Source organism: candidate division TA06 bacterium, assembly GCA_016235665.1.
Taxonomy (GTDB): Bacteria; Edwardsbacteria; AC1; order AC1; family EtOH8; genus UBA5202.
In genome coordinates this window covers 76,153-89,915 of record JACRJI010000010.1, presented here as the reverse complement: position 1 = coordinate 89,915, position 13,763 = coordinate 76,153, and the positions used below count along the sequence as shown (strand labels likewise).

Below are 13,763 nucleotides of genomic sequence, written 5' to 3'. Positions count from 1 at the left end.
ATAGTAATTATGCGGTTTGTACAATTTTTTTGGAAGTGGATTCTTTGAAACCCTTGTCTTTTCCTGTTTTCAGCCCATTTCCCAAAAAATCTTTGAAAAAACCATAGAATAGTTATCCACAACACTACCCATTGTGTTGTGGATATTTTTTTTACTATTCATTAAAATATATTTTATTGTTCTCTAAGACCATTGATTTTAAAGGGTTTTACAATACTTTCATTTTTTTGCAATACGGTAAAAGTTATCCACCGAAAAATATTTTTATTTTTTTTCTTGACAAATATACAATATGTTGTATATTTATACATACTTAATACAAGATTCAAATTATTTTATCTTAAAGGAGGTGAAAATAATGGCTTGCGCAAAAAAACCCGCCAAGAAGGTCGTCAAGAAGGCAGTGAAGAAGGTCGTCAAGAAGACCGCTAAGAAAAAGTAAAAAGATCGGCATAAATTTACTGGCTCGCTAACAGAACAAACCACAATTTTAAGTACCGGAGGAATTCCGGTGAGAAAGGAGGTTTAATCATGCCAGCCAAGAAGAAAGCCGCCAAGAAGAAAAAGAAATAACTGAGTTTTCTTAACACAGTTTCAAAAGCGCCCCCTCGGGGCGCTTTTGTTTTGTGCCGGACCAGATCACTTAGACATTGAAAAAGCCCCGCCGCTGGCGGGGCTTTTCTTTTTTCTTATTCTCCGTTTACCTGCCGGCTTTGTTCTTCCTTTCCATGTGTTCCCACACCGCATTCAGTCCGCCCTTTTCTCCTAGTTTTAGAAAATACTTGTAGGCCTCGGCATATTCCTTTTGCTGGTTTCTGATCTTGCTTTCGTTGGCTTTTTCCTGGCCCCAGTATTTGTTCATCAAAGCCGAAATGTACTCGGCAAAGCCCTCCACCTCCCTTTGGCCCTGGACCTTGGGGAAATAGCGGTAGTTGATGTCGTGGGCCAGCTCGTGGGCCGCCACGTCCCGGAAATTCTCGGGCGAGAGACCGGAGAGGATGTAAATGTCGAACAGTTCCCGGGTCACTTTTTTCTGTTTCTTTTTATTGACCGTGTACCGGACATTGTATTTGTAAAAGCCCCTTTCGGCAAAATTCTTGTGTCCCAATAAAAGGGCCAGGCTGTCGGCGTCCACCATATGAAAGGCGATGGTGTCACCGGTGAAGGTATTCAGGTGCTGCTTGATGTCCCGGCGCACCTGGTCAAACATTTTTTGGGCCTCAGCCTGATCCATCACCGCCAGGGCCATGCAGGAATCGCACCAGCGGCGCCCGTCCCCGGATTCCCGGCCGGCCCCGGGCATCTGGCAGTTGAAGCATTCCGGCAGCTGGGCGCAATGATTGCAGAACTTTGCGCCCTCGATCTCGGTCCAGGCCTGCATCACATCCCCGCATAGGGCGCATTTGGGCAGGGTGGTCCGGTAGCATTCCTGGGAGCAGTAAAATTTGCTCTTGTCCTGCTGGTCCCTTAAGCCCCCCTGGGTACGTTTTCCGCAGACGGCGCAGGCGGGCAGTGATTTTTGGAAGCACTCGTCGGAACAGTAGTGTTTGTCCTTGGTGTAGACATAGCCGCCGGCCAGCCCCTTGCCCTCGGCGATGGATTTCCCGCAGGTGGCGCACTTGGGCATGGCCTGGGCAAAGCACTTTTGGGAGCAGTAGACCTTGCCCTCGTGTTCGATATAACTGTCCTTGGCGGTGATCAACTTCCGGCATTGGGTGCATTGATCGCCGGCCAGGGCCGGGGAAGTCCAAAGCAGCGGCAGCAGGAACAGGAGCGAAAAGAATATTTTATTCATTGATATCCAGTATTGTTTTGTTGATTTTTATTTCCTTTTGAACGCCAGGGTCGCCAGATAGATCGCCATGGCCGCCAGCACCATGGTGGCGCCGGAGGCGGTGGCCCAGTAGTACGAGGCGACCAGCCCGGTCAGCGAGGCCGCCAGGCCGAAGCCCGCCGAGAGCCACAGGTACTGCCTCATGTTTCCGGCCAGGTTGCGGGCGGCCGCCGCCGGCAGTATCAGCAGGGCGTTGATCACCAGCAGGCCCACCCACTGGATGGCCACGGTCACCACCAGGGCGGTCATCACCGAGAAGGCCGCCTCGGCCAGTCCGGTGTTGATCCGGCGGCTTTTGGCCAGCGAGGGGCTTAGGCTCAGCAGCATTATCTGGTTGAAATAGAACACCCAGAACCCGGCCACCGCCGCCAGCAGGACCATAAGTTTGACGATATCGGCCGGGCCCACGCTCAAGATGTCCCCGATCAGGTACTGGGAGTAGCGGCTGAACCCGCCCCGCCGGGAAAGGATGACTATGCCCAAGGCCACGGCAAAGGACATGATCAGCCCGATCACGGTGTCGGCCGAGGCCTTGGTGCGCTGCCTTAAAAAGCTGAAGGACAGAGCCAGCAGGGCGGAGAAGACCAGCATGGCCCACAGCGGGTCGCCCAGCCCCAGCAGCGCGCCGATGGCCACCCCGGTCAGGGCGGCGTGCCCCACGGCGTCGGAGAAGAAGGCCATCTGGCGGCTGATGACCATGGTTCCCAGCACCCCCAAAAGCAGCGAGGCCAGCAGGGCCGCCAGCAAGGCGTTCTGCATGAAGGCGAATTTTGCCCATTCAAAGGGCAGCAGCCCTATCATTTGCTGCCAGAAACTCATCATGGCTTCACCTCCAGCTCGCAGGCGATGCAGTCATGGGGAATACTTTCGGGAGTTTCCGGGACCGCCTGCTTCAACTCCGGTTTCAGCCGCCCGAAGATCTGCTGGACCAAATGATGGCCAAGCACCTGGGCCGGCGAGCCCTGGGCGATCATCTTCTTGTTCAGGAATATCATCCGGTCGGCGAACCCTGCCACCGCCGCCAGGTCGTGGGTGACCAGGATGATGGACAGATGGTAGCGCTCCCGGAGATGCGAGACCATTTCATAGAAGGCGTCCACCCCGGCCATGTCCACCCCGGAGACCGGCTCGTCTAAAAGCAGCAGATCGGGCAGCGGGGTCAAGGCCAAAGCCAGCATCACCCGCTGCAGTTCGCCGCCCGAAAGCTGGCCCAGCTTGCGGTTAAACAGGTGCCCGGCCCCGGCCGTGTCCAGCGCCTCCCCGACAACATTACGCTGGCCGCGGGAAAGGCCCATCCAGGCCGGGCGCTTTAGCAGGGCCGCGCCGAACAGGTCGGCCACCGTCAGCGGGGCCGAGGGGTCGAACTCCAGCCGCTGGGGCACGTAGCCGATGAAGGGCTTGTCGGGGCGTTTTTTGCCGAAGTCCAGGAAATGGACGTGCCCGGCATGGGGAACCTCGCCCAGAATGGTCCTGAGCAAAGTGCTCTTGCCGGCTCCGTTGGGGCCGACGATGGCCGTCAGCTGGCCGCAGTGCAGGTGCAGGTTGATGTCCTCCAGCACCACGTTATTGCCCAGCTTGACCCCCACCCGCACCAGCTTGGTGCAACAGGAGCCGCAGGAGGGGGTATTTTGTATAGTTATTTCTACCATCAGAATTTTCATTATAAGCAATAGGTCATATTTTGTCAAGGAATTAGCACTAACCAAAATTTTAAAGCCGCCCTTTCGGGGCGGCTTTATTTTTCTAACGCTTTTACCATTTTTTCCAACAACTCCAGCGTTTTTAGTTTTTGCATCCTTAGCCTATCAGAAATACGCTTAACCACTAATTCCTTGCCTTTGTTATCGCTAACATAAAAGAGCTCTTGCAAAGGCATATTCAACGCGTTTGCTATTTTTATCAATGTTTCGATCGTGCTGTTTATTTCACCACGTTCGATCTGACCTACATATTTTGAATGCATCCAAGCTTTCTCGGCCAAGGCATCTTGGGTTAACCCTGCCGCTTTGCGAATATCCTTTATACGCTGGCCGATAAGCTTTAGTTCCTTTTCCGGCATATAATGATCCTTTGTTTTGATTATAGTATCACTACTGCCGTTTAAAATATACCATATTATATATATACTTTTTACTTGACATGTATAGTTATATGTGGTATTTTATTACAAATCATTAACTCCACATAATAAAGGAGATCTGGTATGAAAAAACTATTTGCTTCTTTCTTTCTGGTGGTCTTTTGCCTTTCCTTCATCGGTTGCGCAACTATCAAAGTTGGGGGCAATGCCCAGTTGGCTCCAACCACATCGACTGGTGAGAAAATTGCCGCAAAACGCTGTTGGTATGTTTTGTGGGGTTTAGTTCCCATTGGCGACAATTCAACAGATAGCATTGTTCCGGCAAATTCCAAGGTGCGGGTCGAGACTAAAATGTCTGTTGTCGATTTTCTATTGAGCGGTCTTCTTGGTGTTTTAACAATACAAACAAAAACTGCGGAAGTATATCAGGTAAAATAACCACAGTTAAGTTTATAAAAACGGGGCTGCATTTGCAGCCCCGTTTTTTTGTCTTCTATTTAAACCAGAAACAGGCTTAATAAACCCCTAAAATCATTTGACAACCCCCTGGTTTTGGGGTATTATTATATTTTACACCATCCATTTTAGGAGATGATTTTTAATGCCCAAACTGCAGAAAACAATAGTCAGCGAGGTCCGTTTTTCCGGGGTCGGGGTCCACACCGGAAACATGACCAACCTCACCTTTAAGCCGGCCCCGGCCGATACCGGGATCCGCTTCATCCGCACCGACATCCCGGACTGCCCGGAGATCCCGGCCCTGATCGAGTACGTGGTGGAGACCGCCCGGGGCACCACTTTGGGCAGGGACTTTAACGGCCAGATGGTGAAGGCCCACACCGTGGAGCACGTGCTGGCGGCCATCGCCTCGCTGGAGATAGACAACATCCGGGTGGAGATGGACAACAACGAGCCGCCCATCGGCGACGGCTCCTCCCGCCCCTTTTTGGACATCCTGAAACAGGCCGGCACGGTGGAGCTGGACGCCCCCCGGCATTACTTTGACCTGCCCAAGGTGGTCTCGGTCAACGACGGCAGCGTCCAGCTGGTGGCCAGCCCCAGCAACGAGCTGCGGATCAGCTTTACCATAGACTTTGAGCACCATATCCTGCGCAGCCAGTACGCCTCCTTCCCCATCAGCGGGGAGACCTTTGACAAGGAGCTGGCCGACGCCCGGACCTTCTGCCTGGCCCGGGACGTAGAACATTTGAGGGCCCAGGGCCTGATCAAGGGCGGCAGCCTGCAGTCGGCGGTGGTGATCGGGGAAAAGGGGATCGAGAACAAGGAGCCCCTGCGCTACCCCGACGAATTCGTGCGGCACAAGATCCTGGACCTGCTGGGCGACCTGACCCTGCTGGGCCGGCCGCTGCGGGCCCACGTCATCTCCATTAAATCCGGCCACCGCTCCAATGTGAAGCTGGTGCAGGAACTGAAGAAGGTTTACGACGAGGTGGAGCGCCAGAAGAAGGGCCCGGTGTTCGACATCAACGCCATCGCCGGGATGCTGCCCCACCGCTACCCCTTCCTGATGGTGGACCGGATAATCGAGCTGGAGGAAGGCAAACGGGTGGTGGGATTGAAGAACGTCACCATCAACGAGCCCTTCTTTCAGGGGCATTTCCCGGACCACCCGGTGTTCCCCGGGGTGCTTATAGTGGAGGCCCTGGCCCAGACCGGGGCGTTCATGGTGCTGCATTCGGTGGAGAACTACCACCAGAAACTGCTGTACTTTGCGGCCATAGACAAGGTGCGGTTCCGCAAGCCGGTGATGCCCGGCGACCAGCTGAGGTTCGAATTGACCCTGGCCTCTTTCAAGCGGGGCATCTGCAAGATGGAGGGCCGGGCCCTGGTGGACGGCCAGGTGGTCTGCGAGGCTGAGCTGACCGCGGCGGTGGTGGACCGAAAACTTAACTGATAAATTATATGTAACTGTTGTGTAAATCCTACCTCTGGCGGCAGGTTCGCGCAATGCCTTCGCAAACCGAAAAGCCGTTGTTCATTGTAAAAGACAACCAATAAAATCACAAACGGTGGAATTTTTGACAATGGAAATATTAAATATACCAACGACGCGACTTACCATCCGACATCTCGAATTATCAGATCTATCTGACTTTCATGTTTATCGTTCAAACCCGGAAGTTACAAAATATCAAGGTTTTGACGTGATGACAATTGAACAAGCCGAAGAGTTTATTAAAAATAACTCGACAAAACGTTTTGGCAAAGCGGGAGAATGGGTGCAGTATGGAATTGAAAACAGTGAAACCGGAAAACTTATTGGCGATTGTGCAATTAAACTTGACCGGCACGATACAAGGATTGCAGAGATTGGAATTACGATTTCACACCTTGAACAAAAAAAGGGGTATGCAAAAGAAGTTCTGCATGGCATTTTGACCTTTCTATTTGACACAAAAGAAATACACCGAGTAGTTGAAACCGTGGACGCTGAAAACATTGCTTCAATTAATTTACTAAAAGGCACCGGATTTAAACAAGAAGGACACTTCATTGAAAACATATTTTTTAAAGGAAAATGGGGAAGTGAATTCCAATACGCAATGTTGAAACGAGATTGGGACGAAAGAAAACCGTAATATTTGACTGAACAAAAAACAAAGAATTGCTAACGGCAGCAATGTTATCCTGAAATTAAGAGCATCTGGATCAGCCGCTTCGCCAAGTACAAAACATTATGCCCCGTTTATTAAACATAAAAACAATCTTTACTGTATCTAAACATGCCTAATCAGATCCATCCAACCGCCATCATCGACCCCACCGCCCGCCTGGGCTGTTGTTGCGGCGTACAGGCTGAGTAAAGAGAACTGGTACCGCAAGCGCAATGCCATTTAACTGCCACCTTTGCAAACCCGCGCACAGTAACAAAATGATTAGCATAAGCGTCTAAAGCAAAATTGATTTTATGAACTATCATAGATGTATCCACCATCATCTTTTGTTGAAAAAGATGATCGTTTTAGAAAAGGCAAGTGCTGGTCTTTGCAATAAAATGATTTTATTGCTTGTATTCCTTTTATTCACATTGTCTCCTGCCAAGGCGCAACAAGGCTTGTTCTTGAAGTTTAGTGTTGGTCCGGGATTTACAACGGAATATTCAAACATTAATAAAACTGTATTTTCAATTGTAACCAAGAATCATTCTTTTGGTTGGGGTATTACAGATAATTTTGCAGTTCAAATTGGCGAATTCGGAGGTTTGAATAAACTAAAAGTTGGAACCTATGATTATATTAATCTTGATGCTTTTGGATTAGGATTTTGTTACAAAACGCCGGCTGCCATTAAAGTGTCTGTTTTAGGTGCATATAGTAAAGTTTCATTGGCGCACAAATGGAGTGCGGCCGAAGGTGACGATGGAGGAAATGGCTTAGGATTTAATATGAGCGTAGATAAAGAATGGTTTGTTGCAAAAAGATTGGGAATTCGGGTTGGGCCACAATTGTTTTGGCTTAAAACGTCAAATAGTAATTATAAGTTTTTCAATATGAGCATTAACGGTAGTTTAGTATTTTACTTGACACCAGTTCGACAGTAGATGTTTCAAGGGTAAAGCCCCGAACAAACATGATGGATTAAAATGAAAATAGCAGTCATTGGAGCAGGTGGAGTAGGTGGATACTTTGGTGCTAAATTGGCCAAAGCTGGACTTGACGTGACTTTTTTAGCACGGGGAAAACATCTTAATGCCCCATCAAACAACGGGCTGACCATCAAGAGTATTCTCGGTGATTTTAAAGTAGAGAAATTAAGAGCTACCGATAAGATCACCGAAATAGATAAACCGGATTTTGCATTCGGATACCATGATCTTACCCCTTCAAAATGGCGTTTTGGCTGCAACAGAGTTATCCCAGAGGATAGATAAGCAAAATATATTGGGTGGATTGTGCCGGATAATCAGTAAAATAGAATCACCCGGGGTCATTAATCATTTTGGGATAACACCAACTGTTGTTTTTGGCGAACTTGACCGGTCGAAAACCAAAAGGATCTTTGAGGTTAAAAAAATCTTGGAAACAGCCGGCATCGAATCAAAAATATCGGAAGATATCGAGGCTGATTTATGGGAAAAATTCATTTCTATTTGTGTAAGCGGTTTATTGGCTGTTACAAAGACAACCTATTGAGAATTGAGAGAATTAAAAGAGACCCGGCAACTAATGATCGATCTGCTCACAGAGATATATTTATTGTCACAAAAGATCGGAATAAATATTGAATCTGATTTTATCAAAAACACCGTTTCCTTCATTGATTCTTTTCCCTATGACTCAACCTCTTCCTTGACCAGAGATGTATGGGAAAACAAGCCTTCGGAGATTGAATATCAGAACGGAATCGTTGTTCAGCTTGGGAAGAAATATGGAATTGATACTCCAATCAATAGATTTGTATATAGTTGTATTCTGCCAAATGACTTGAAAGCGAGAGGAAAAGACTTAAAAACCTACAGCGCACAACGCCTGGTATAGTGCATACTGAGGATCAAACAAACCTGACGTTCATATTATTTCTTTTACAACCTTTTCTTCCTTTACCACATTTACAACCTTTACTTCATTTAGCCCATGCCTAATCATATCCACCCCACCGCCATCATCGACCCCACCGCCCGCCTGGGCGACAACGTCACGGTCGGCCCCTTCACCATCATCGGCCCGGAGTGCGTCATCGGAGACAACTGCCAGATCGGCGACTCGGTGGCTATCCACAAATGGACCGAGCTGGGCGCCGGCTGCAAGGTCTGGCATGGGGCCTCAATAGGAAGCGACACCCAGGACCTGAAATACCGGGGAGCAAAGACCAGGGTGGTCATCGGCGACAAGACCGTGGTGCGGGAGTTCGCCACCATCACCCTTTCCACCATCGAGGGCCAGGTGACCAAGATCGGCGGCAACTGCCTGCTGATGGCCTACTCACATGTGGCCCACGAATGCACCGTTGGCGACAGCGTGATCCTGGCCAACTCGGCCACTTTGGCCGGGCATACCATAATAGAGGACTTCGCCATCATCGGCGGGCTGACCCCGGTCCACCAGTTCTCCCGGGTGGGCTGCCACACCATCGTGGGCGGGGCTTCGGCGGTCCAGAAGGACGTCCTGCCCTACTCCAAGGCCTTCGGCAATCCGCTGAAGATGTACGGCCTGAACACCCTGGGGCTGTCCCGGCGGGGCTTTACCCAGGAGCAACGTGACATGATGGAAAAGGCCTACCGCATCATCTTTCGTTCAAACCTGAACACCACCCAGGCCCTGACCCGGATAAAGGAAGAAATGGAGATGACCTCGGAGATCAAGCACATGGTGGAGTTCATAGAAGCCTCGGAACGGGGAATCACCAAATAAACCTCTGCTAAAACATAAAAGCCCCTTGCCTTTAACGGCAAGGGGCTTTTATTTCATCTATCTACCCGCCGGCCCTTCTTTCCTCCCGGTAGTAGCAATACGGCAGCGAGGCCGAAAGATCGCCGGTCATGCTGTAGGCCGTTCCCCGGCAGGCTCCACCGCAGGCCGAGAAATTATCGCAAGCCCGGCAGGCCCCCTTGATTTTGCTTTTTGAGTGGCTGCCCACCTTGGTCAGGGCCGGCGAATGGTAGATGTCTTTAAGCGTTCTTGAACGCAGGGAGTCAACTTTAAAACCATCCCCCCACAAGGCGGTACAGGGGTACACGTCGCCATTGGCGGTTATGTATAGTATGTCTTTTCCGGCCGGGCATCCGTCTTCGTTACGGCAGTTGAAAGTAAAATCTGGCGGCAAGGGCCCGGAGACCGGATCGATCATCAGATTCAGGTGAGGATATTCTCCGGTCATCTTAAGGAACCGCTTGAAATCCTGGTGGCTAAGGAAGTATTGTGATTTAACGGCCTCATGCTGGCCCCGGCCGAAAGGCACGAAAGTGCAAAAGCGCAGGTACTTTATGCCATAGCTTTCCGCCAGCTTTATTATGTTAGGAATGTCGTCAATATTGCTGGGATGTGGCATCACTCCGATGACCGTCGGTACTCCTACCTCCCGGCAATAATCGAATGATTTCAGGATCCTCTGAAATATTTCATCGGTGCCGCCCCGGATCATGGAGTTGACCTCGTGGGTAGAACCATCCAGGCTGATCTGAACATTCAACAGCCCGTTATTCTTTAAAACCGTCAGGTTCTCCGGGGTAAGGGTCAGTCCGTTACTTACCAGAGACGCTTCCAGACCGTGTTTTTGATAAGCATAGCAAAAGATATCCAGAAAATCCGGCCGCAACAAAGGCTCCCCACCGGACCACCCTATGATTTTCGGCTTGAATCCAGCTATCTGGTCTATGATCCCATGCCATTCTTTGGTCGAAAGCTCGTCGGAAACGGCTTTGCCGGCGTTGGTAAAACAATGAGGACAATTCAAATTGCATTGCCTGGTGGCCTCCAGGGCAACCACTCTTAATGTTTCTTGCATTACAGCCCCGAAATTGTTTCTTGGATCGTACTACCCCCGCTTTTGACGGCGAGGGTAGTACCTGAAATCGCCTTGGTTGATCAATGCCGGTTAGGCGGACAGGTGCTGATGATATAGATCACCTCGGTGCATACTGTCGGGCATCCAGACTTTGTATCGCCGCTATTGGGTTTTACCAAATACTCCATTATATTCACCTCCTTTCATTTTTGGGGTGTTCTATCATTAAATAGACCGGATCTTTTACTGTTTTAATATTTCATATGCCGCCCCGCAACCCCTAAGGATTGCGGGGCATTTTTTAGCCTGCTGTTATTGACCCTCCGTAGTGCACACTACGCCATAAAGCGGTACCCAAAGGTCTAGACATCCCTGATATCCGCCTCCCTGACATACGCAGCCGCCCGGGCCCTGCTGTGATTCCACCGGTTTGATGATATACTCCACTAAGATTCACCTCCTTTCATAACATAATTTATATTTTTTACAACCGGTTCGTATTCCGGTTTACAGTTGTTTCAATTGTTGTCCCGCAACCCTTACGGATTGCGGGGCATTTTAGCATGCTAGTAAGGCTCCACGCGGCACGGTACACCGTAAAGCGGTATTACCTGGGGACATGTCTGGCTCGGACATCCAATTTTCGTTGTACATCCTCCAGGACCCTGTTGCGGCTCCACTGGATTGATGATAAACTCCACTAAGATTCACCTCCTTTCGGTTACTAATTAGGGTGTTCTATCGTCCGATCCCTTTGTATGCCCAAAGTAGGTCAGCTTAAGCATATCCAGCAAATGGTACTTCCAATTGGCGCAATGTCCTGCGTTATCGTTATTATTGAAACGTTTGGCATTATATGGGCATCCGCCCATACAGATCGGAAGGATATTGCAGCTCCGGCAGTCCTTTTTTTCGAAAGGATCCCAGCTCAGCCAGTTTTCCAGGTTGGCTTGCTGTCCGCCGTCGGGTTTATCTTTCAAGACGCTGCCCACGGCAATATTTTCATCTCCCGAGATCTCATTCCAGCATTTGAAAAGCAGTCCGCTGGGGGCCACTACAAAGGATGACAGGTGATCGGCGCCGCAATATCCTCCGCCGATGGGACCCGGGTATCTTCCTATGGGAAACCCCTTCATTATTGCTTTTTGATACAGATCCACTTCCAGGGACGAATATTCCTGGCTGCTGTAACAGCTGCCGATGATATTACTGCATGCATCGGTGTAGTTTTCTACCTGGGCAAAGTACACTTTAATCTTATCTCTTAGCCCCCTGGATGAGATCTCATCCAGCAATTCCAGTACTTTTGATGAATTGGTTTTATCGGTGTTCACCCGGACCCTGATCGGTATCACATCATGGGTCTTGGTTATATTGTCCAATATCCTATCAAAACTGCCTTTGCCGCCCGCCAGCGGCCGGCGCTGATCATGAATATCCCTGGGACCGTCCAATGTGATCTGAACCGACTTAACGCCCCAGCGTTTAAGTTTCTGGGCCGTTTTTCTATCCCACAGATAGCCGTTGCTGATTATGTCGGCGGAATATCCGGCTTTGGACTTTTTACAAATGGTTTTGAACCGGGCGGTCAGGCGTCCGATGTTTATCAGGGCCAGCAAAGGCTCACCACCGAACCAGGTTACAGACAGGTTCCGGCAATGTTTCATCTTCTCCTGGACCATCTTTACCAGAGCCTTCTCCACTTCAGGCTTCATCACACCAGGCTTGGCTGTCTCGTAACAGTACCGGCATTTGAAATTGCAGGACAGAGTGGGGGCAATGGTCAACCCCAGGTTTTGAGTATTGAAACGGCCGATCCGGTTGTTAACCTTAAGCCGGCCGACCTCGTCCTCCTTTTCATCCACCAAAAAACGGCCCTGCAACAGTTTTTCTTTGATATCCTTTTTTTCTGCGGTGCAGTAATCATAACCGTTTGGATCTTTCAATATGCCATCAACTACCACCGCCTTATCCGGGGCCAGCTTGGCCAGGCCGGACGTGGTGGCGTTAAAAGCCAGGGAGGTTCCATCCTGGGCTTTAAAAAAATAATTGTATTTAGAGGCTTTATGTCCCATCATTCCCCTATCATAGTGGTTTGTAAAACCGTTATTATGTGATTCGGAATGGTTATATTTTTTTTAGTAATATAATTTATCACCCAGACACTATCCGGCCAGCCGCTTTTTCATATTCTTACCGCTTTACAACTGTCGTGTCACCGTGACAGGTTGGCCTCCCTTTTCTTTTCTATCGCCAATACGCAATACGGATTATTGTGCCTGTGTCCGGTCGAGGAGATCGCTGTGTTTCCGCAGCCGCCCCGGCACTTTTCAAAAAATTTGCAGATCTTGCAGCTGCCTTCGCCGGCATCCGCTGAGAACGACCGGTTATAGGCAAAAGCATTGGGATCGTTCCATATTTCGGTCAGGCTCCTTTCCCGGATGTTGCCCTCGACGAATTCCTCGGGCATGGACAGGCAGCCTTTGATGTTTCCGTTGCTTTCGATCCCCAGCACTCTTAAGCCCGCATTGCATCCCATGAATGTACCGCCCTTGCGGAATATTCCCTCCAGGTGATTGAAATAACCTATGTTTTCGCCGGCATACACTGCAAGTTCCTTCTGATCCATTATCTTGGCTGTGTATTCTGCCAGATGCATGAACTGGTCCTCATCCAGCACCGGGCTGCCTGGTTCTTCTTTCATCCGGCCGGTCAAAGTTGTCATTTGTATCTGCCATGCCGGCACCTTATGTTCTATCAAAGTACAGCGGATATTCTCCAAAGTATGAAAATTATGCTTGGAGATCTGGGTGACAGCGCATGCCTCAACTCCGGCGTCCTTCAAAAAGCCGAAAGCCTGTAACGCTTTTTGGTAGGATTGCGGATTGCGCCTGATCTTGTTATGGGCCGCCTCATCGCCGTCAAAGCTGACTCCCACCACGCCAAGCCCGCATTCTTTCATTTGACGCGCCACCTCCGGGGTCAGCAGGTAGCCGTTGGTTATCAGGCGCGGTTTGATCCCGTTCTTTTTAAGCCGCCGGGCCAGCTCCGGCCAATCTTGCCGCAGCAAAGGCTCGCCTCCGGAAAGGACCACGACCTCGCAGCCCAGCCTGGCCAGTTCATCGCAAACGCCTAAAGCTTCTTCGGTGGTCAACTCTTTGGTCCGGACATTTCCGGCCGCAGTGCCGCAATGGAGACAGTTCATATTACAATTGAAGGTTGTTTCCCAGACCACGATTTGAGGCCTATATTTTTGTTCCTGCTTGGTCTCCATGCTATTCCTTTCCTTTATATTATTACATTTGATTAGCGTTTTTCCAGTTCAATTATTTTATTTGAATATCAACTTACAATATGATAGAATTGTTTTTATCAAATAAAGTT

The 13,763-nt window shown here is 49.7% G+C and carries 12 protein-coding genes and 1 pseudogene; 6 read left to right on the top strand and 7 right to left on the bottom strand.

Translation table 11 applies throughout. The features are described from left to right. Positions 1 to 700: 700 nt before the first annotated feature. The 4 genes from HZA73_05455 to HZA73_05440 all read right to left on the bottom strand — a co-directional run bounded on the left by HZA73_05455 (position 701) and on the right by HZA73_05440 (position 3,893). Positions 701 to 1,795: a hypothetical protein gene (locus tag HZA73_05455; GenBank protein ID MBI5805472.1), complete on the bottom strand. Its 1,095-nt coding sequence runs from the start codon at positions 1,793 to 1,795 to the stop codon at positions 701 to 703. 27 nt (positions 1,796 to 1,822) lie between these two features. Next, entirely contained in the window at positions 1,823 to 2,656 is an 834-nt protein-coding gene (locus tag HZA73_05450) for a metal ABC transporter permease (protein ID MBI5805471.1), read from the bottom strand. Continuing rightward, entirely contained in the window at positions 2,653 to 3,483 is an 831-nt protein-coding gene (locus tag HZA73_05445) for a metal ABC transporter ATP-binding protein (GenBank protein MBI5805470.1), read from the bottom strand. The genes HZA73_05450 and HZA73_05445 overlap by 4 nt, the downstream gene beginning before the upstream one ends. 86 nt (positions 3,484 to 3,569) lie before the next feature. Next, positions 3,570 to 3,893 carry a helix-turn-helix transcriptional regulator gene (locus HZA73_05440; protein ID MBI5805469.1) on the bottom strand — a complete coding sequence of 108 codons (324 nt, stop codon included), beginning with the start codon at positions 3,891 to 3,893 and terminating at the stop codon, positions 3,570 to 3,572. 144 nt (positions 3,894 to 4,037) lie between these two features. Here HZA73_05440 and HZA73_05435 point away from each other — a divergent pair, with 144 nt between their 5' ends. The 6 genes and pseudogenes from HZA73_05435 (at position 4,038) to lpxA (ending at position 9,286) form a co-directional block, all read left to right on the top strand. Beyond that, positions 4,038 to 4,352 (top strand): hypothetical protein, encoded by a 315-nt coding sequence (locus HZA73_05435; GenBank protein MBI5805468.1) that lies wholly within the window; start codon positions 4,038 to 4,040, stop codon positions 4,350 to 4,352. 163 nt (positions 4,353 to 4,515) lie between these two features. Next, the gene (locus HZA73_05430) at positions 4,516 to 5,829 is read left to right on the top strand and encodes a bifunctional UDP-3-O-[3-hydroxymyristoyl] N-acetylglucosamine deacetylase/3-hydroxyacyl-ACP dehydratase (GenBank protein ID MBI5805467.1); all 1,314 of its coding nucleotides are present in this window, start codon (positions 4,516 to 4,518) and stop codon (positions 5,827 to 5,829) included. 130 nt (positions 5,830 to 5,959) lie between these two features. Beyond that, positions 5,960 to 6,514, top strand: a complete 555-nt coding sequence (locus tag HZA73_05425; GenBank protein MBI5805466.1) for a GNAT family N-acetyltransferase — start codon at positions 5,960 to 5,962, stop codon at positions 6,512 to 6,514. Between the two features lie 374 nt (positions 6,515 to 6,888). Continuing rightward, positions 6,889 to 7,476 (top strand): hypothetical protein, encoded by a 588-nt coding sequence (locus HZA73_05420; GenBank protein MBI5805465.1) that lies wholly within the window; start codon positions 6,889 to 6,891, stop codon positions 7,474 to 7,476. Positions 7,477 to 7,518: 42 nt separating this feature from the next. Further along, positions 7,519 to 8,413: pseudogene (locus tag HZA73_05415) on the top strand (2-dehydropantoate 2-reductase). Between the two features lie 96 nt (positions 8,414 to 8,509). Further along, positions 8,510 to 9,286: an acyl-ACP--UDP-N-acetylglucosamine O-acyltransferase gene (lpxA, locus tag HZA73_05410; GenBank protein MBI5805464.1), complete on the top strand. Its 777-nt coding sequence runs from the start codon at positions 8,510 to 8,512 to the stop codon at positions 9,284 to 9,286. 61 nt (positions 9,287 to 9,347) lie between these two features. Here lpxA and HZA73_05405 read toward each other — a convergent pair whose 3' ends face one another. From HZA73_05405 to HZA73_05395, 3 genes are all read right to left on the bottom strand, one after another. Continuing rightward, positions 9,348 to 10,379 carry a radical SAM protein gene (locus HZA73_05405; protein ID MBI5805463.1) on the bottom strand — a complete coding sequence of 344 codons (1,032 nt, stop codon included), beginning with the start codon at positions 10,377 to 10,379 and terminating at the stop codon, positions 9,348 to 9,350. Between the two features lie 728 nt (positions 10,380 to 11,107). Then, positions 11,108 to 12,457, bottom strand: coding sequence for an SPASM domain-containing protein (locus HZA73_05400; GenBank protein MBI5805462.1), 1,350 nt, complete (start codon positions 12,455 to 12,457; stop codon positions 11,108 to 11,110). Between the two features lie 137 nt (positions 12,458 to 12,594). Next, positions 12,595 to 13,653, bottom strand: a complete 1,059-nt coding sequence (locus HZA73_05395; protein ID MBI5805461.1) for a radical SAM protein — start codon at positions 13,651 to 13,653, stop codon at positions 12,595 to 12,597. Between the last annotated feature and the right edge of the window lie 110 nt (positions 13,654 to 13,763).